17 protein-coding genes are annotated in these 19259 nt (G+C 56.5%); 11 read left to right on the forward strand and 6 right to left on the reverse strand.

Going from position 1 to position 19259, the window contains the following annotated elements; all coding sequences use genetic code 11:
• Window positions 1–17: 17 nt before the first annotated feature.
• From fliS to BMZ67_RS12415, 3 genes are all read left to right on the forward strand, one after another.
• The gene (fliS, locus tag BMZ67_RS12405; protein WP_092023055.1) at window positions 18–419 is read left to right on the forward strand and encodes a flagellar export chaperone FliS; all 402 of its coding nucleotides are present in this window, start codon (window positions 18–20) and stop codon (window positions 417–419) included.
• Between the two features lie 147 nt (window positions 420–566).
• Window positions 567–1778 (forward strand): argininosuccinate synthase, encoded by a 1212-nt coding sequence (locus BMZ67_RS12410; protein WP_092023057.1) that lies wholly within the window; start codon window positions 567–569, stop codon window positions 1776–1778.
• 187 nt (window positions 1779–1965) lie between these two features.
• A complete protein-coding gene (locus tag BMZ67_RS12415) occupies window positions 1966–2955 on the forward strand; it encodes a CobW family GTP-binding protein (RefSeq protein ID WP_092023059.1) in 990 nt (329 codons plus the stop codon).
• Between the two features lie 530 nt (window positions 2956–3485).
• On the opposite strand, the gene BMZ67_RS12420 is transcribed toward BMZ67_RS12415, so the two are convergent.
• Window positions 3486–4457, reverse strand: coding sequence for a response regulator (locus BMZ67_RS12420; protein WP_092023061.1), 972 nt, complete (start codon window positions 4455–4457; stop codon window positions 3486–3488).
• A 258-nt stretch (window positions 4458–4715) separates the two neighbouring features.
• Here BMZ67_RS12420 and BMZ67_RS12425 point away from each other — a divergent pair, with 258 nt between their 5' ends.
• Window positions 4716–5198, forward strand: coding sequence for a YajQ family cyclic di-GMP-binding protein (locus BMZ67_RS12425; protein WP_092023289.1), 483 nt, complete (start codon window positions 4716–4718; stop codon window positions 5196–5198).
• Complete coding sequence (locus tag BMZ67_RS12430; protein ID WP_425434239.1) at window positions 5195–6622, forward strand: AmpG family muropeptide MFS transporter; 1428 nt, start codon at window positions 5195–5197, stop codon at window positions 6620–6622. Before BMZ67_RS12425 ends, BMZ67_RS12430 begins: the two co-directional genes overlap by 4 nt.
• Window positions 6623–6640: 18 nt before the next feature.
• On the opposite strand, the gene BMZ67_RS12435 is transcribed toward BMZ67_RS12430, so the two are convergent.
• On the reverse strand, window positions 6641–6949 hold the full coding sequence (locus tag BMZ67_RS12435) for an MGMT family protein (protein ID WP_092023063.1): 309 nt from the start codon (window positions 6947–6949) through the stop codon (window positions 6641–6643).
• 70 nt (window positions 6950–7019) lie between these two features.
• Window positions 7020–7781, reverse strand: a complete 762-nt coding sequence (locus tag BMZ67_RS12440; RefSeq protein ID WP_092023066.1) for an SDR family oxidoreductase — start codon at window positions 7779–7781, stop codon at window positions 7020–7022.
• 154 nt (window positions 7782–7935) lie between these two features.
• On the opposite strand from BMZ67_RS12440, the gene BMZ67_RS12445 reads away from it, so the two are divergent.
• The 6 genes from BMZ67_RS12445 to gspD all read left to right on the forward strand — a co-directional run bounded on the left by BMZ67_RS12445 (window position 7936) and on the right by gspD (window position 14424).
• Complete coding sequence (locus BMZ67_RS12445) at window positions 7936–8430, forward strand: FxsA family protein (RefSeq protein ID WP_092023068.1); 495 nt, start codon at window positions 7936–7938, stop codon at window positions 8428–8430.
• A 164-nt stretch (window positions 8431–8594) separates the two neighbouring features.
• Window positions 8595–8882: a co-chaperone GroES gene (groES, locus tag BMZ67_RS12450; RefSeq protein WP_092023070.1), complete on the forward strand. Its 288-nt coding sequence runs from the start codon at window positions 8595–8597 to the stop codon at window positions 8880–8882.
• A 69-nt stretch (window positions 8883–8951) separates the two neighbouring features.
• Window positions 8952–10604 (forward strand): chaperonin GroEL, encoded by a 1653-nt coding sequence (groL, locus tag BMZ67_RS12455; protein ID WP_092023072.1) that lies wholly within the window; start codon window positions 8952–8954, stop codon window positions 10602–10604.
• 153 nt (window positions 10605–10757) lie between these two features.
• Entirely contained in the window at window positions 10758–11546 is a 789-nt protein-coding gene (gene gspN, locus BMZ67_RS12460; protein WP_092023074.1) for a type II secretion system protein N, read from the forward strand.
• Window positions 11546–12397: a type II secretion system protein N gene (locus BMZ67_RS12465; protein WP_092023076.1), complete on the forward strand. Its 852-nt coding sequence runs from the start codon at window positions 11546–11548 to the stop codon at window positions 12395–12397. Before gspN ends, BMZ67_RS12465 begins: the two co-directional genes overlap by 1 nt.
• Before the next feature lie 80 nt (window positions 12398–12477).
• Window positions 12478–14424, forward strand: coding sequence for a type II secretion system secretin GspD (gene gspD / locus BMZ67_RS12470; RefSeq protein WP_092023078.1), 1947 nt, complete (start codon window positions 12478–12480; stop codon window positions 14422–14424).
• An 84-nt stretch (window positions 14425–14508) separates the two neighbouring features.
• Here gspD and BMZ67_RS12475 read toward each other — a convergent pair whose 3' ends face one another.
• The 3 genes from BMZ67_RS12475 to BMZ67_RS12485 are packed head-to-tail and all read right to left on the reverse strand — an operon-like array spanning window position 14509 to window position 19183.
• The gene (locus tag BMZ67_RS12475) at window positions 14509–16500 is read right to left on the reverse strand and encodes a M48 family metallopeptidase (protein ID WP_092023080.1); all 1992 of its coding nucleotides are present in this window, start codon (window positions 16498–16500) and stop codon (window positions 14509–14511) included.
• A gap of 12 nt (window positions 16501–16512) precedes the next feature.
• Window positions 16513–17100 (reverse strand): LemA family protein, encoded by a 588-nt coding sequence (locus tag BMZ67_RS12480; RefSeq protein WP_092023082.1) that lies wholly within the window; start codon window positions 17098–17100, stop codon window positions 16513–16515.
• Window positions 17101–17122: 22 nt separating this feature from the next.
• A complete protein-coding gene (locus tag BMZ67_RS12485) occupies window positions 17123–19183 on the reverse strand; it encodes a putative bifunctional diguanylate cyclase/phosphodiesterase (RefSeq protein WP_092023084.1) in 2061 nt (686 codons plus the stop codon).
• Between the last annotated feature and the right edge of the window lie 76 nt (window positions 19184–19259).

Below are 19259 nucleotides of genomic sequence, written 5' to 3' on the forward strand. Positions count from 1 at the left end.
CGACGGAGAAATTGAGTATGAACGGTTTGCAAGCGTATCAACGCATCAATACCCAAACCAGTATCACCGATGCGGATCCACACAAGCTGATTCAGCTGCTTTATAACGGAGCCCTTGAGCGGATCAACATGGCCAAGGCGCGAATGCAGGCTAACGATTACGAGGGCAAGGGCCGGTTGATAAGCAAGGCCATTGAAATCATCGGTGGACTGCGTGGGTTTCTGGATTTTGATAAAGGCGGTGATCTTGCTGCCCGACTTGAGGCGCTGTACGACTACATGGAGCGCACTCTGTTTGAGGCCAATGCCAAAAACGACCCCGCCAAGCTCGATGAAGTCGCCAACCTGTTGCGCCAGGTCAAGGAAGGCTGGGATGGTATTCGTGAAGAGGTTGTGCAACAGCATCAGCAGGCAGGTTGAGGCTTTCGGCACCTCTCTTTAGTCCATCCGGCATTAGGCCATCTAGCCCCAAGCCTTGGACTGCCGTACAATACGGCCCACGATTTTTATTTAAATCGGGGACAGACCACAAGTCTGTCCCCGTTTTTTTGAGCACGGAGCAAGGGTATGTCTGACATCAAAAAGGTAGTGCTGGCCTATTCCGGTGGCCTGGACACCTCCGTTATCGTTCGCTGGTTGCAGGACACCTACAACTGCGAAGTGGTTACGTTCACCGCGGATCTGGGGCAGGGCGAAGAAGTTGAGCCAGCCCGGGCCAAGGCCGAAGCGCTGGGTGTGAAGGAAATTTACATCGAAGACCTGCGCGAGGAATTCGTGCGTGATTACGTCTTCCCCATGTTCCGCGCCAACACCATCTATGAAGGCGAGTACCTGCTGGGTACGTCCATCGCCCGCCCGCTGATCGCCAAGCGTCTGGTGGAAATTGCCAACGAAACGGGTGCCGACGCCATCTCCCATGGTGCCACCGGCAAGGGTAACGACCAGGTTCGTTTTGAGCTGGGCGCCTATGCGCTCAAGCCTGGCGTGCACGTGATTGCCCCTTGGCGTGAGTGGGACCTGAACTCCCGTGAGAAACTGCTGGCCTATTGCGAAGAGCGCAATATTCCGGTGGAAATGAAGAAGGGCAAGTCGCCATACTCCATGGATGCCAACCTGCTGCACATCTCCTATGAAGGTATGGTGCTGGAAGACCCATGGGCAGAAGCGGAAGAGGACATGTGGCGCTGGAGTGTTGCTCCAGAAAATGCCCCGGATCAGCCTACCTACATTGAGCTGACCTATGAGAAGGGCGACATCGTGGCCATCGATGGTCAGGCCATGAAGGCGCACGAAGTGTTGGCACACCTGAACAAAGTGGGTGGCGACAACGGTATCGGTCGTATCGACATCGTTGAGAACCGTTATGTGGGCATGAAGTCCCGTGGCTGTTACGAAACACCGGGCGGCACCATCATGCTGCGGGCTCACCGTGCCATCGAGTCCATCACTCTGGACCGCGAAGTTGCGCACCTGAAAGATAGCATCATGCCGCGTTACGCCGAGGTCATCTATAACGGCTACTGGTGGTCTCCAGAGCGTGAGGCGCTTCAGGCGCTGATCGACCAGACCCAGGGCTATGTGAATGGCACCGTGCGTCTGAAGCTCTATAAGGGCAATGTGGATGTGGTGGGTCGTAAGTCTGATGACTCCCTGTTTGATGAGAAGATTGCTACCTTCGAAGAAGACCAGGGCGCTTACGACCAGAAGGATGCGGCTGGCTTTATCAAGCTGAACGCACTCCGTCTGCGCATCGCAGCAGGAAAAGGGCGTAAGCTCTAAGCTGACTGGGTGTCAAAAAGGGTGTGAGCTTGGCTCACGCCCTTTTTTTGTGCCTGGTGAGCGGCTGGTTGTCATGTTCTTGGTGTTATAATATAACAATTGTGGGCCTGCAAACTCCCGATGGTCAGGCTGGCCGTCAACGAGACGCGGCATTGCGAGTTGCCAACAACATGAACATGGGTGGTTTGTGAAAACGCCAATTCCAACAAATTTGATTCTTGGTTTCCTCGGGGTGGGTAAAACCACGGCTATCCTCGACTTACTGAAGCGCAAGCCTGAAACCGAGACCTGGGCCGTACTGGTTAACGAGTTTGGCGCGGTCGGTGTTGATGGCGCTGTCCTCGCGGAACGTGGCGCTGTGGTGAGGGAGGTCCCGGGAGGCTGTATGTGTTGCGTTGCCGGTCTGCCCATGCAAATTGGTCTGAACCGTCTGATTCACCAGGCAAAGCCCGACCGTCTGCTGATTGAACCGACCGGCCTGGGGCACCCGGCGCAGATCATTAGCACCTTAACAGACCAGCACTATGCCGACGTCCTTCGGTTGGAGTCGGTGATCACCCTGGTGGATCCCCGGCGCCTGGAGGATTCACGGGTGCTCGAGCATCCCCAGTTCCTGGATCAGGTGTCTGTGGCCGATGTGCTTGTAGCCAACAAGCTGGACTTGTGCAGCGCGAAGGAGCTGGAACGGTTTCTCGGCTGGGCGGAAGGCGTGTCTCCAGACAAACGGATGATCGCGGCAACCAGCCAGGGGCAGCTTCAGCCGGAGTGGCTTGAAGGGGCTCACCGTGGAGAGAATACTGGCGTGTCGAGCTCGCATCATCTCGGGCATAACCATGGCTGGGCCGAGGATGCTGATGGCAGCGTGGGCGACGTTGGTGCCGATGGCTGGCGGGCGCTGTGTCACGAAGGGCTGGGGCATTTCAGTATGGGCTGGTTGATCGGCCGGAATTTTGTATTTGAGGAAGTGGATCTGTTGGCTTATGCCCGCGATTCCCAATTCCGGCGCTTCAAGGCTGTGGTCAGGACCGTGGGTGGGTGGCGCGTGATTAATGCGGTGGACGGCATTTGCTCGTCAGAGGAAACTGCTCCCAGGCAAGAATCCCGGCTCGAAGTGATTAGTGAGGCGCCATTGAGAGAGGACGTGCTGGACAGCCAGTTGCGACAGATACTGCGATAACGAGCACTTTTGTACGGCCGGAAATAAAAAAGACCAGCAAAGGGCTGGTCTCCAAGAAGGAAAGAACAATTAAAGTGCCTGAAAATCCAAATTCTTTTGTGGAAAGCTCGCCCATTTAGCGGCGGAGGGACTACTGACTCCTCCGCCATGGGGGATACTGCTTGAATCCACATGATCAGAATAGGGTGATCCGGCCTGCATGTCTGTTTGTGATCTGTGTGCCAGTGTTACCGATTGTTTGCTCACTGCGGTAAAGCGTTTGGCGGGGCAAAAAAAAGCCAGCATGTCAGCTGGCTTTTGAAGAAGGAGAGAACAAACACTTGCCTGAAACTCTAAATCCTGGTGTGGAAAGCTCGCCCATTTAGCGGCGGAGGGACTACCCGGCTCCTCCGCCATGGGGGATACTGCTTGAATCCACACTGTCAGGATAGGGCTGTCCGGCTTGCATGTCTGTTTGTGATCGGTGTCCGGGTGTTACTGTCTGTTTATTATCCAGTGAACAAATGTTGCTCAGTCGCTCTCAACCTCTCTCAGGCACTTTCACTGATCTGTGGCTGAACCTCGGTGAATCGCCGGGTTTCGTAGGCGTCGACAAGGCCTTGAACGGCGGTCCGCTCAATGTCCTGCACGGCAGGCGTGCCAAGCTCGGCATCCGCCTTGCAGAGCACCATGCCGGCTTCGACCGAAATGTATCCGGCGGTTGTCTTCAGCGCTTTATGGTTGATGCCATCAAAGATGCGCCGGAAGGTTGAGGCGCTGCAGTGTTCGCTGTTGCTGAAGTGGGCAATGATTGCGTACTGGTTGTCGCCAACCCGGCACAGCGAATCCATGGGGCGGATGAGGTGACTCAGTCTGCGGGAGATGCCAACCGCTAACTCGCTCATGATCGCAGGGGTGTGCTTGCGCTTGAGGTCCTGCCAGTTTCGAATGCCGCAGAGTACGTAAGCTGAGGCTCCTCCGCGGGCTTCCGCCTGGCGCAGGCTTTTGCCGAGCTGTTCACGGGCGTAGCGGTTGTTGCAGAGCCCGGTTTCCAGGTCAATGATGTTGCTGGCTTCGAGTTCGCGGTTATTTTCCATGAGCAGTGAATTGGCACGAAGCAGGGTGTTTTGACGATCGGCAATCCGGTCGGCAGCAAAGACCCTTGGGATCAGCTGCTTGCTCATGTCCGACTTGTAGATGAAGTCATCAACACCGCGATCGAATGCTTCAGCGAGTGCCTCTACGCTTTCCTTGGCCGTGAGCAGGATGATGTAGGTGTAATGATTGCCCTGCTCATCCTGTTGGCGTACCAGGTCGGTCAAATCCAGTCCGTCCATGTCCGGCATCAGCCAATCAGCAATAAGTACACTGACAGCCCGCTGTTCCATCATTTGAAGTGCGGCGGGGGCATCGTTGGCCACCCGTACATCCCTGTATCCGGCAGTGCGGAGCGCTTTGCTCACAATCATGCTGCTGAATTTGGCGTCGTCCACGACGAGAATCGGAAGGTCTAGATTTGGCATTTTTATAGTACTGCTCACCAGTTTGTAGAAGGTAAACCCGCCAATGTCAGATGCGGCGTCGGCCCCGTCTTGGTATGCTTGGCCCCCTCAACAAAGGGGCGCTTCCGGGAGCCCCTGAAAAGATCTGACAGGGGGTTGCAAAAAGAGCCATTATAGCTAATGGTTGCGACTGGTCTGTGGATTATTGTTAAACATGCGGATTGGGCGCCGGCGGAACGAGCGGTACGTGACGGCCTCCGCATTTTGGGAGTTTCCACCATGCCTTCTTTTGACATTGTTTCTGAAATCGACATGCATGAAGTGACCAATGCCGTTGACCAGGCCAAACGGGAACTGGGCAACCGCTGGGACTTCAAGAATGTCGAAGCGGATATTGAACAGGATGATAAGGGTATTACCCTGAGTGCTGAGCAGGATTTCCAGCTGGAACAGCTCCAGGACATCCTGCGTATGACCTTCGCCAAGCGCAACATCGACAGCCGCTCGCTGGCCGAAGACGGTGACAGCAAGGCGGGGAAACTGGTTAAGCAGCACTTCACCCTTCGCCAGGGCATCGAAACCGACATGGCCAAGAAGATCGTCAAGATGATCAAAGACGCCAAGCTCAAGGTGCAGGCCAGCATTCAGGGCGATAAGGTTCGGGTCACAGGCAAGAAGCGGGATGATCTGCAAACGGCCATCGCTTTGCTTAAGGAAGCGGATTTGGAGCTTCCGCTGCAGTACAACAATTTCCGCGATTGATCGGGAGATCGACCATTCCAGGTAAAACTCGCCTGTCAGCTCTGCTGACTCTGTTTGAAGTCTATTCCCGCTGGCAGGTGAGGGCTCTGCTTTTTCTCGGGTTTTCGGCGGGCCTGCCGTTCTTGCTGGTGTTTTCCACCCTCAATGCCCGGTTGGCGGATGTGGGTGTCGAAACCGCCACCATCGGATTCTTCAGTTGGCTCGGGATTACCTATTCCATCAAGGTGTTTTGGGCGCCGGTTGTAGACCGGTTGAAGCTACCGCTGCTAGACCGCCTGCTAGGGAAGCGGCGGAGCTGGATGCTGCTTGCTCAGGCTGGCATTGCGACAGGGCTGTACCTGATGGCCCATGTGGATGCTGTGTCAGCACCTGAAACGATGGCGCTGTGTGGGTTGCTGGTGGCGTTCTCGTCTGCAACCCAGGATGTTGCGATCGATGCCTACCGGATTGAAATCGCAGACGAACGCCTACAAGCCGCGATGGCAGCCACCTACATCTTTGGCTACCGCTTGGCATTACTCGTTGCTGGGGCCGGAGCCTTGTACCTGGCTGAATTCTGGTCATGGCAGGTGGCGTACGAAATGATGGCGCTACTGGTTGCGGTGGGTGTTATTACGGTGCTCTGTGTCAGGGAGCCGAACGTAAACCACTTTTCAGCCGCCAGCGATATTGCCGAGCGGGTCGAGCGCGAGGCGATGAAACGGAGCCATCTGCACCCTCGGCTGGCGCATTTCGCTGGGTGGTTTTCTGCGGCCGTGGCGGGGCCGTTTATGGATTTCTTCCGCCGTTATCACCGCTATGCCCTGATTATCCTGATAACAGTGGCGGTGTATCGCGTGTCTGATATTGCTATGGGGGTCATGGCAAACCCCTTCTATCTGGATTTTATGGGCTTTTCTAAAACCGACGTAGCTAACGTGACCAAAGTATTTGGTTTCTTTATGACGATCGCGGGCTCGATGCTTGGTGGTGTGCTGGTCGTGAAGTACGGTATCCGGAAAATTCTGCTGCTCGGGGCGTTTCTGACCGCCGCGACCAACCTGTTGTTTGTTCTTCTGGCCCAGTATCCACCCAGTACGACGACACTTGCCGTTGTCGTTAGCGCAGACAATCTGAGTGGCGGTGTTGCCAATGTGGCGCTGATTGCGTGGTTGTCCAGCATGACCAGTGCTTCGTTTACCGCGACTCAATACGCATTGTTCAGCTCATTGATGACGCTGCCAGGAAAGTTTCTGGGAGGCTTCTCTGGAATGGTGGTTGCCGGGTTTGGCTATGCGGAATTCTTCCTGGTAGCCGGTTTGATGGGTGTTCCGGCAATCCTGCTGTCGATTTTCATGATTCGGCACGGGCGTGAGCTTGACGCTTTGGCACCTGAGAGCCGCAGTGAGCACAATGAAGAGGGGAAAGTGGCCGGGACTGTCTGAAGTTGGTTGTGCTGCACTCTATGGCTGCCAACCAAAGCGAGCCATAGAGACCCTTCCATTAACGACCTCAACGCCTTCTTCTGAAAGCAGATCTACCTGACGCTTAAACGTGCTTGAGTCCTTGGGGAAGGCGATTTGCCCGTTGCTCCGAATGACTCGGAACCATGGCAGAGTATGGTCTTCCGGCAGCATTCCCAGTACTCGTCCAACAAATCGGGCCTGCCGGCCAAGCCCCGCCATGTCAGAAACCTGGCCATAACTTACAACCTTGCCGTGCGGGATAGCGGAGATGACTTGCCAGATTTTTTGTTCACGGGTGGGTTCCATCAAGCGTTGCTCCGTTGGGGGGTGAACCCGGCGCCAGTATGGCCGGGCTCAAATGAAGCGGAATCCCGAATCAGAGACGCAGGGCGCCATCGACCTCAATCATGCGTCCGGACACATAATCGTTCTCAAAAATGAAGGCGGCTGCAGAAGCAATGTTCTCTGGCTGACCCATGCGCTTCAGGGGGATGCCAGCCGTCATCTTCTCCAGCGCTTCCGGCTTCATGGACGCCGTCATCTCAGTAGCGATAAAGCCTGGGGCGATACCCATGACCCGGATGCCGTAACGTGCCAGCTCCTTTGCCCAGACCGGAACCATTGCCGCAACGCCCGCCTTGGCGGAGGAGTAGTTGCTCTGGCCCATATTACCGGCGCGGGAGATGGATGAAATGTTGATGATCACGCCCTCGTTGCCGTTTTGGATCATCTGGGTGGCGGCTTCCCGACCGCACAGGAACACGCCGGTCAGATTGACATCGATCACCGCCTGCCACTCGGCAAGACTCATGCGTTTGATGATTTCCCCATCTTTGGCTTTGATCATCAGTCCGTCCCGGAGGATGCCGGCGTTATTGATCAGTCCGTTGAGCTGACCGAAATCCGCGCTGATGGCGGCAAAGGTCTTCTCAACGTCTTCTTCCCTGGCCACATTGCACACATAGGCTTTCGCTTCACCACCGGCTTTTTCGCAAGCGGCAACGGCCTCGTCCAGTTTTTCTGGCACCAGGTCGATCAGCGCCAGTCGGGCGCCTTTGGCGGCGAGGTACTCGGCCATAGAGCGGCCCAGGCCCTGGCCACCGCCGGTAATTGCAATTACGGAATCTTGAAGTTTCATATTTTGCCCTAACTGTTGGGGTAAGGGAGCCAGGGAGCGTTCATCACCAACCGGTTTGAAAGGTGCGCGAATCCAATTTGGCTCCCGGTGGAATGAGGTGTCGGGCGAGTATATCAGACCCGGCATTGACAACGACTAGACCAAAGGTCACCGAATGGGCATCTTCCTGCTGTTGTTTATCGTCATGCCGATTGTTGAAATGGCGATCCTGATCAAAGTAGGCACCATCATTGGAGCTCTCAATACCATTGGCCTGGTGCTACTGACGGCGGTCATTGGAGCTGCGCTGCTCAAGCAGCAGGGCCTGGCGACCTTGCTCAGGGCAAACCAGCGGCTTAACAGTGGCGAGTTGCCGGCGCGGGAGGTAGCGGAAGGACTGATCCTGGCGGTTGGCGGGGCGCTGCTGTTGACGCCAGGGTTTGTGACCGACACCGTGGGTTTCCTGTGCCTGCTGCCGGGAACTCGACACTGGTTGGCCGGCCAGGCCTTGAAGAAGATGGTGGTCAGCGGCCAGGCGCAGAGCTTTCAGTTCACCATGCGGAGCGGGCACTTCCAGCAAGGCCCGGGTTCTCGTCGTGGTGACGACATCATCGAAGGTGAGTTCGAGGATGAGACGGACCGCAGCCGCGGCCGTATCGAAAAAGACTAAATTTTTTTGGGGGCAGGCATTGAAAACGAAACGCCGACCCCCAGATACAACCCACTACTTTGCCGTGGCTGGAAGAACCGCCCTTAAAACAGCGATTTAATCCGCCCGGTTTTTAACGCAAGTGTCATTGCCAAAGACAACCTGACTATTGGAGATACCGAGCAATGAAAATTCGTCCGCTACACGATCGTGTTGTCGTGCGCCGTAAGGAAGAAGAAGAGAAGTCTGCTGGTGGCATCGTTCTGCCGGGTAATGCCAAAGAGAAGCCTTCCCAGGGCGAGGTAATCGCAGTGGGTAACGGCCGCGTTCTCGACAATGGCGAAACCCGTCCGCTGGCCGTTCAGGTCGGTGACACCGTTGTTTTCGGTCAGTATGCCGGTAACACCGTAAAGGTTGACGGCGAAGACCTGCTCATTATGAGCGAAAGCGACATCTTCGGCGTTCTTGAGTGATCGGACCGAATCGAATCCAAGACTCGATTGAACCAACATCTAGAGTTTAGCGAACAGGAATAGAGAACTATGGCAGCTAAAGACGTTAAATTCGGTGACAGCGCCCGTAAGCGCATGGTAGCTGGTGTTAACATCCTGGCCGACGCGGTCAAGGTTACCCTGGGTCCCAAGGGCCGTAATGTTGTTCTGGACAAGTCCTTCGGCGCTCCGACCGTTACTAAAGACGGTGTTTCCGTTGCCAAGGAAATCGAACTGAGAGACAAGTTCGAAAACATGGGCGCCCAGATGGTCAAGGAAGTTGCTTCCCAGACCAACGATAACGCTGGCGACGGTACTACGACTGCGACCGTTCTGGCTCAGGCAATCGTTAACGAGGGTATCAAGGCGGTAACCGCCGGCATGAACCCTATGGACCTGAAGCGCGGCATCGACAAGGCGACCCAGGTTGCCGTTCAAACCATCCGTGACATGTCCCAGCCTTGCGACGACAGCCGTAACATTACCCAGGTTGGTACCATCTCCGCCAACGGCGACGACACCATCGGCAAGATCATTGCCGACGCCATGGAGCGTGTGGGCAAAGAAGGCGTGATCACCGTTGAGGAAGGCCGCGGCCTGGAAGACGAGCTGGACGTGGTTGAAGGTATGCAGTTCGACCGTGGTTACCTGTCTCCGTACTTCATCAACAACCAGGACAACATGTCTGCCGATCTGGAAGACCCGTTCATTCTGCTGGTTGACAAGAAAATCTCCAACATCCGCGAACTGCTGCCGGCCCTGGAAGCCGTTGCCAAAGCTGGCAAGCCGCTGATGATCATCGCTGAAGACATTGAAGGCGAAGCGCTGGCCACTCTGGTCGTGAACAACATGCGCGGTATCGTTAAAGTTGCAGCGGTTAAGGCGCCAGGCTTTGGTGACCGTCGCAAGGAAATGCTGCAGGACATCGCTATCCTGACCGGTGGTACCGTGATTTCCGAAGAGGTTGGCCTGTCTCTTGAAAGTGCCACCCTGGACGACCTGGGCACCGCCAAGCGCGTGACCATCACCAAGGAAAACACCACTGTCATCGACGGTGCTGGTGCTGAAAGTGACATCGCTGCCCGTGTTGAGCAAATCCGTCGTCAGATCGAGGAAAGTTCTTCCGACTACGACAAGGAAAAGCTGCAGGAGCGTGTTGCCAAGCTGGCCGGCGGTGTTGCCGTGATCAAGGTGGGTGCCGGTTCCGAAGTGGAAATGAAAGAGAAGAAGGCCCGCGTTGAAGATGCGCTGCATGCGACTCGCGCTGCAGTTGAAGAAGGCATCGTTGCTGGCGGTGGCGTAACGCTGGTTCGCGCACTGGCGGCACTGGAAAACCTGGAAGTTGAAAATGAAGACCAGAAAGCCGGTGTGAACATCCTGCGTCGCGCTATGGAAGCACCTCTGCGTCAGATCGTTTCCAACGCCGGTGGTGAAGCCTCCGTGGTTGTTGCCAAGATCCGCGAAGGTGAAGGTTCCTTCGGTTTCAACGCCGCCAAGGAAATCTACGGCGACATGCTGGAAATGGGTATTCTTGACCCAGCTAAAGTAACCCGCTCCGCGCTGCAGGCTGCTGCCTCCGTCGCTGGCCTGATGATCACCACCGAAGCGATGGTGACCGACGAGCCGGAAGACGAGAAAGCCGGTGGCGGCATGCCGGATATGGGCGGCATGGGTGGAATGGGCGGCATGGGCGGCATGATGTAAGCCAGTCCGTGGCATAAAGCCCACTATTGAGTGGGCTACCCGCTACACCAAAAACCCCGCAGTTTCTGCGGGGTTTTTTTATGTGTTTCGCCATGGACTTACCGCCTGTGTTTGTTAGACTCGGGTGCCACTTGATCTGTCTAAATGAACCCTATGACTCAAACCAGCCAGCGATCGTTCCTGCGTCCGGGAAAACTAGTCCTGATCTTTGTTCTTGGCGCCATCGCGTACTTGGCGGCGCTGGTGGTATGGGTGCCGGCGGGCTGGCTTTGGCAGCAGGCAGCAGGTCATGTCCGTTTACCGCCTCAGGTTCGGGTCCAGGCCGTTTCCGGTACTCTCTGGGAGGGCGCTGCCTTGCTAAAGTTGCAAGGGCGGGACGTTCGTGCGCAATGGCACATGGACTGGCCGGCAGGCACCAGGCTTCCACTGGACCTTTCACTCGAAACCCGAGCTTCAAGACTTCAGGGGCGTGTACTGGCCGGGCTGGATGGCGCCGTGTCGGTGGATGCCTCTGGCCAGGTTCATGTTGCCGAGTTTGAGGACATGATCCGGCAAAGTGGTGGGGCCATGCTTGAGGGCGACATCATTATTGATCGCCTGGCTGCCACCTGGGCCGATAATCAACTGTCACAAGCTCGTGGTGCTGGGCACTGGCCGGGCGGACTGGTTACATGGCCCATGGGCGACGATTACCAGAGCACGGTTTTTCCAGCGATGGACGCAAATCTGACGGAGAGCGCCGAGGGCGTTAGCCTCGCCATCTCGGCGCAAGGCCAGCAGGAACCTGCGGCTGAAGCGGACGTTCTTCGTAATGGCATGCTCAGGATTCGCGTTTATAAGCGCTTGGTTGACCTGGCCGGCCAATCCTGGTCGGCTGCTGCCAATCCTGGCGATGTGGTGTTCCGTGTTGAGCAGCCGTTGCTGCCGGGAGTGCGATTCTGATGGGTGGAGGCGCTCAGTCCGTATTGCAACGCCTGGGGCGAATAGCGGCAAACCTGCTATTGGTGGCCTTGGTAATCTACCTTGCTGGCTGGAGTGCCAGGGCAACCTGGTTGGTGTTCTGGCAGGACAACGCCGTCCCACATCTGTTCTCGACATCCGCAGCGGGATCTGTAAATGGTATGGGCACAGGCGGCATGTCCCTGGCCGCGTATGAGCTTTTCGGCCGTCCCCAAGGGTCGGTGCCCGTTGCGGATACCGTCCGTCAGTCAGCGCCTGAAACACGACTGCGCCTTCGCCTCGAAGGTGTTTTGGTGTCACAGCAGACCGAGCACTCCGGTGCTATAGTTGCTGGAACGGACGGTGTTACAGAGCACTACAGGGTTGGCGATACGCTCCCGGGGAATGCGGAGCTGGTCGAGGTCGAACCCAACCGAATCCTGATCAAACGTAATGGTATGTTTGAAACACTGACGTTTGAAGATAACCCTGACGTGGGAATGGCGGAAGAACAACCCGCATCACAGGTGGGTTCCGCCGAAGGGTTTGTTAATGACATTCAGGCTCGACTGGATACCCAGGGTGCAGCGGCACTGGTTGCATTTGGGTTGAGGCCGGTACAGGATGGGAGCGCCTCGGGTTATACCTATGACGGGTCTAATGCCATGCTAAACGCGGTCAACCTGAAAGCCGGGGATATCATAACGGCGATTAATGGTCAGGTGTTGGGGGATTTCGAGCAGGATCGTTCGTTGCTTGAATCCTGGCGCGACATGCCGCAGATGGACATTGAGGTCGAGCGCAATGGGGCACGGTTTACCGTGAGCTACGCGTTGCCTGAACAATGGCGCTGACCAGTCGCCACTCATAAAAGCAAGAAAGCCAAATTAAAGCCTGGAACAAGGGCTACATCGATACAGGATGCGATCGTTGCATGAATAAGATTACGTCACCTTTTATGCGGACCCTGGTGTTGGTCCTGCTGTTGCCGCTTATGTCCCTGGCTCAGGCCCAGGAAGGGACCTGGCGCCTGAACCTGAAGGATGCCGATATTCGGGCGTTCGTGACCCAGGTGGCAGATATAACCGGCTATAGCTTTGTGGTTGACCCTCGCGTGAAGGGGAAGGTGACCGTGCTGTCCAGCACGCCAATGAACAAGGACGAAATTTACGACCTGTTCCTCGCCGTGCTGCATGTTCATGGCTTTACGGCCATCCCCGGTGAAGACGTCATTAAAGTTATTCAACAGGTGGATGCCAAGCAATTGGCGGAGAATCTTGAGGGTTTCGAGACGGTGCCCTCGGAGCAGCTCGTAACCCAGGTGATTCAGGTGAACAACGCCAATGCCCTGGAGCTGGTTCCGATACTCCGCCCACTGGTTGCCAAGTATGGCCACCTGGCGGCTGTGGCTGCCGCGAACGCCCTGATCATCAGTGACCACCAGGCAAATATCGAGCGTATTCAGGAAATTGTTAACGAACTCGATAGCCCGTCCCAATACGAGGTTGAGGTTATTCAGCTTCGGGAAGCCTGGGTGGGTGACATGGTCACCCTGCTGCAGGAATTGGCGCCGTCAGAGTTGGGCGCGAGTACCGCCCAGGATGCCGCCCGCAAATACAGTGTCACGGCGGACGAGCGTAGCAACCGATTGATCCTCAGGGGAGACCAGTCGTTCCGGGACAAGATTCGAGGCCTGATTACTCAACTCGATCAGCCTTCAGCGACCGGGGGCGCAACCAAGGTAATCCGCCTCAATCACGCTGATGCGAGTACGCTGGTTGAGATTCTCACGGGCGTTATGGGTGATGTGGTTTCGGAATCGACCGGGGGTGCTGGCGGAGCGAACACTGGACCGCGCACCAACTTCTCGGTCTTCGCCGATGAAGGGCTTAACGCACTGGTTCTCCGTGGTGAGCCATCGCTTATGCAGGAAGCGGAGCTTGTAATTTCTCAGCTGGACGTGCGTCGTGCCCAGGTGCTGATTGAAGCCGCCATTGTTGAGATCAGTGACGAGCTCGGGGAAGACCTTGGGGTTCAGTTTGCTGTTGGCGACCAGTCCGGGGGATCGACACCGGTCGCTGGCACTAACTTCAATAACCTCGGGGTGAGCGTGACCGATATTCTCTCGGCCATCGCCACCGATTCCCTGATCGCCCCTGCGACCGGCGGTATTACGATCGGTGCCGGCGAGCGTGATGAGAATGGCCTGAGTTGGGGGGTGCTGTTGCAGGCCCTGTCCACCTCGTCAGCGGCTAACCTGTTGTCTACGCCAAGCATTATCACCCTGGACAACCAGGAGTCGGAGATCATCGTAGGTCAGAACGTGCCGTTCAAGACGGGCGAGTCCACCGTGTCTGGCGATGGCACAACGAATCCCTTTACCACCATTGAGCGCCGTGACATTGGCCTCACGCTGAAGGTAACGCCAACCATCAGTGCCGACCGCCTGGTTCGGCTGGTGGTTGAGCAGACTACTGAGAACATTGCCGCCAGTGTTGATGATGCGTCGGACATCGTGACTAACAAGCGGGAAATCAAGACAACCGTATTGGCGGATGATGGCGAGACCATCGTGTTGGGCGGCTTGATCACTGACGACTTTACCGTCAGCGAAAGCAAGGTGCCGCTGCTGGGGGACATTCCCTACCTGGGCCGACTGTTTTCTTCGACTTCTGAGCGCCGTGTGAAGCGTAACCTGCTGGTGTTCCTGCGTCCGACCATCATGTTCGGCCGGGAGGAGGCGGTTTCGGCTACGTCTGACAAGTTCAACTCCCTCTGGGAGATCGACTTGGGAATCCGTGACAAGCTTGGGATGCCTGGTGCGCAGCGTCCGGAGTCGCCCGACGTCAACTCCTTGTTCGACCCGGCGCTGCGCCCGTAACGGGATTCCGGGTATTGGCAGTAACCACGAAAAAGGCCGCATCTTGATGCGGCCTTTTCACGTTCTGGTGCTGTCTGATCCAGCTTAGACAGTCGTGGTTGTCAGTGGTGGCATTGGGCAGTCCAGCTGGTCTGCAACCAGTCGCATGATGTCGTACTCGGTAGCATCCACTTTGCCATCGTGAGTTACGCAGTGCCCACAGGCGTCAATAATGGCTGGTTTGAGAAGAGGGGATAGGCCGTTGAGGTGCCTCAGTGCCTCTCCCAGCGCCTTCAAACTTACTTTATCGGGCATGGTGTTGGCGGCGTCACCAGGCTCACAAAAGCCTGCGATCGCTTCCTGGTACAACTGACTGGCTTCCTCACTGGATGCCGTTCCGGCCCTGGCCATCAGGCTGAACAGGGTGGTCAGGTGAGCGGCGACCGGTCGGTAGCTCCGATAGCGAACCCCCGGAGCTCTGCCAGCGTCGACCGACAAGTGCCGTTTGAGGAAGCTGGTGAGCGCAAACTCAAACAGGGTCATGCGGTTGTCCGCCATCACCAGCGTCTGCACGCAGTTGGCCAGCAGTTCCCGCTCGTCAGGTGCGAGCTGGCGCAGCGCCGGCATGGCCAGCTCAAGAGCTGGAAAGCGAATGCCAGGGCCAAGCTTGGTCAGCGTGGGAATGAAGCGTTCCAGCAGGTGTGCTTCGGGCCGGAACGCTGGGTGTGGTTCCAGTAGCTCAAGGTGGTTCTGGCGAGTGTCCGGCTCCAACTCATAGGTCACCAGCGCGTAACAGAGCTGTATGGCGCCAGAGCGGGTGTAGAGCAGTTCCCGGAAAGTGGCTGGAAGCTGTGCCAACAGGGATTCTGCATATTGTTCGCTGTCCCGGGTGACCTGTCCTACTTTGCCTGAAAACTGCCCCGGCGTCGGAGCCCGGCTGATCGGAGACAGGTTTCGGCTGATACCTCCGCTGGCGAATCCTGCGACCTGGCTTGCCAGTGGCGATGAGCTTTGCGCTGATGGGCTGGCTGTGTCGGCCCCTCGACGAATCTCTGCTGCCGGAACCGTGTCGCGCATTCGGCTTTTCAGTCGTGTCAGCATCCCTGGCTGGATCGCCTCGATGCGCTTCTCGATCGGCGGGTGTGAGGCCAGCAGGCTTGAAAAAGCCATCTTTGCGCTTTCGCCGAAACACATATGGTTCATGTCGGTGGCATGGCTGGTGGATCGCAGGAGGCCCCCTTTTTGGCCGATCTTGTAAAGGGCCGATGCGATGCCTTCCGGGTTACGGGTGAACTGAACGGATGAGGCGTCCGCGAGCAATTCCCGTTGGCGGGACACGGCGGCCTGAATCAGTCGTCCGAAGAACACCCCAACATAGCCGATAACCAGCAGCGCGAGACCGAAGACGGCCATCGCAATAGCGGCCTGTTGATTATCCCGGCGAGATGAGAAGGAGCTGCGGTGGGCGCTGCTCTGGAAAATAAAGCTGCCAATCTGGCCGATGACCAGGATTCCGGCGAGGATGGCGATCAGGCGGATATTAATGCGCATGTCGCCATTGAGGATGTGGCTGAACTCGTGGCCAACAACCCCTTGCAACTCATCTCTGGAGAGATTGTTCAGCGCTCCCTGAGTAATCACCATCACCGCTTCACTGGGGGTGTAGCCAGCCACAAACGCGTTGATGCTGCTTTCCCTGTCCATCACATAGAGCTGAGGCACCGGGACGCCGCTGGCGATGGCCATTTCCTCCACCACATTGCGAAAGCGTCGTTCGTCCTGATTCTGGGTGGACGGATCAATTAACCGGGCGCCAACCATGTTGGCGACCCGTTCACCGCCACCGGCGAGATCTAGCCAGCGAACAAGGGACACCAGAAGGATCAGGCCCGCTACCGAGCCGGCGGTGATCAGGCCATGTTTTGAAAGCAGCCAGTCAAGATACGACAGCGACGTCGATTCGCTTCGGGTCACCATATAGCCAACGAGGCAAACAGCCAGACTGATCAGGACGACGGCGGCCAGAAACAAGACGACCAGCAGAGAGGTATTGCGCCGGGCATTGGCCTGGCGCTCAAAAAAGGCAGGATTGGACATACCGTTCGTTGCTTAGAAGGACACTTTCGGAGCCTGGCGGGCTTCCGGAGATTCGAGTTCCAGCTGAGCGGTTTCCTTGAAGGCAAACATACCGGCAATGATGTTGTTCGGGAATTTCTCGCGAAAGATGTTGTAAGTCATCACGCCATCGTTATAGGCCTGGCGGGCGAAAGATACCCGGTTCTCGGTGCTGGACAGCTCTTCCATCAGTTGTTGAATAGTTTCGTTGGCCTTCAGCTCGGGGTAATTCTCGGCGACTGCATAGAAATTGGCCAGCGCTTTACTCAGCATGTTCTCGGCACTGCCCAAACGCTGAATGTTTTTGCTGTCTACGGGGTCACGGGCGGCCGCTTGCTGGGCGCTGATGGCACCATTCCGGGCTTCCATGACCTGGGTCAGGGTGTCCTTCTCATGGCTCAGATAAGCCTTGGCGGATTCCACCAGGTTTGGGATCAGGTCGTGACGGCGCTGGAGCTGGACATCAATCTGGGCGAAACCGTTCTTGAACTGGTTACGATAGGTGACCAGGCGGTTGTATATGGAAATCAGGTAGATGACTACAACGGCAATGACGCCAAGGCCGATCAGTGTGGTTGTCATGTAGGCTCCTTGCTACGGGTTGTCAGGCATTATTCTCGATCATTTTATCGTGAAAGTTTATGACAAACGACTCAAAGTCCTGACTTTGCAACGGCTTACTGAAGAAGTAACCCTGTGCCAGGTGGCACCCGCGTTGGCGGAGGTAATACTCCTGTTCGGCGGTTTCCACGCCTTCCGCAACAACGGACAGGTTCAGGCTCTTGCCAAGGTCAATGATGGTAGTGGCAATCCGGGTGTCATCCTCATTGACCAACAGGTCCCTGACGAACTGTTTGTCGATCTTAAGGTGTTGAACCGGCATGCGTTTCAGATAGGTGAGTGAGGAGTAACCCGTGCCAAAATCATCCACAGCAATCAGGATGCCCTTTTGTTTAAATCGGTGAAGTTTGGCGATGGCGTCTTCAAGGTTGGTCATCACGGTTGTTTCCGTCACTTCGAGTTCCAGCCGGTTCGCAGGCAGCTGGTGGCGTTCCAGGGTTTCCAGGACGGTTTCAACAATATCGTGCTGACGCAGCTGAACGGCTGAAATGTTGACCGCAATGCGCATGGGCATGCCTTCTGCAGCCCACTGTGCAGCTTGATAGCACGCCTGGTCGAGTACCCAGCGGCCGATATCAACGATGCTGCCATTCAGCTCCGCCAATGGGATAAAGGTATCCGGCGGAACCAGGCCTCTTTCAGGGTGCTCCCAGCGCAGCAGGGCTTCCGCGCCGATGATCTTCCCGGTTTCCAGGCTGACCTGAGGCTGGTAGAGCAATACAAACTGGCCTTTCTGTTGCGCGCAGGCAAGGTCCTTTTCCAGTCTTTTGCGTTCGCGCATTTCCTGGTCAACGCTGGCGACGTAAAACTGGAAACAGTTTCGGCCAGTGGTCTTGGCCAGGGTCATGGTCTGTTCGGCAAAGTGCAGCAGGCGGTCAAGTTGTTCGGCGTTATCCGGAAACAGCGCAACACCAATAGTTGCGGTGATCACAATATGGTGGTCGCCAGCCTGAATGGGTGCATTGAACAGGCCTAACAACTTTTCAGCGGTCACTGTGGCCTGGTAATCGTTGTCCAGGTCCTTCTCGATCACAACGAACTGGTCACTGCCTAAACGGGCCTTCAGGAACTGACTGCCAGACAGGCTCGCCTCAAGCCGGTCACCAATGCTCTGGAGGATCAGGTCACCGGATTCGTAGCCGAACTGGTCGTTGATGCTCTGGAAGTCGTCAATGCCGCAGCAGTACACCGAGAGGATTTTGTTTCTTTGCTTGGTTTCTTCGATCGCCGCTGCAAGCAGCCCGAGCAGGTAATCGCGGCTGGGCAGGCCGGTCAGCTGGTCGTAGCGGGACAGGCGGCTGGCTCGTTCTTCAGCTTCCCGGTGCTTTTTTTGACTGTCGGAGATAGCGACCAGAAGATTGTTGGTGGCATTAACCCACAGGCCCAACTCGTCTCGCCGGTGTCCTTTCAGCGGTGTGATGAGTCGGTTGTCAGGAAAGGCCGGGTCTACCTTTGTCAACGATTCGATAATGCTGAGTAGTGGTTTGGTCAGGAGCAGGTGGTAAACCATGAAAAGTACGAGGGCCAGGATGATGGCGCGAGCAATGCCTGATCCGAACGTCAGGGTCGCCCGTTCCAGCCAGCTGGCCGCGGTAGGGCCGGTGTCATAGCGGACTTCGAGATAGCCGTAAACAGTGCCGGGCTCTTCCTGGCGGGTAAGTTCGATGCGGTAGGTGCGTTCTGCCTGAAAGATCGAGTCGGTCAGGGGGCGGTAGCGGGCATTCCTGTGCGGTCGGGAGAGCAAACCAAGTGCTTCGCCGTCGGGATGGCTGATTTTTGCAAAGCGCACAGATCCTTGCTCGAACAGTCCTTCGACTACTTGCTGTGCGAGTTCGTCGTCGATACTGAACACCGCCTGGGTTGCTGCATCGCGGACCAGGGCCATGGTCTGAGCGGCCTGTCTGTCCAGCTCAGCGGACACCCGGCGGGCATCGATGACTATCTGGGCGGCACTGATCAGGATGCCTGATACCAGCGCAATCGACAGGACCCAACGAAGTATGCGATAGCCCAGCCGGTGTTCAATTTTGAATGTGTTTTTCATCCACGTTTAAACTTTGTTGTTATTTCCGATCCATGGATGCTCTGTGCCGGGGTGTAGCCGGTACAGCGTAATCCTG

The organism is Marinobacter zhejiangensis (genome assembly GCF_900114775.1).
Classification (GTDB): domain Bacteria; phylum Pseudomonadota; class Gammaproteobacteria; order Pseudomonadales; family Oleiphilaceae; genus Marinobacter; species Marinobacter zhejiangensis.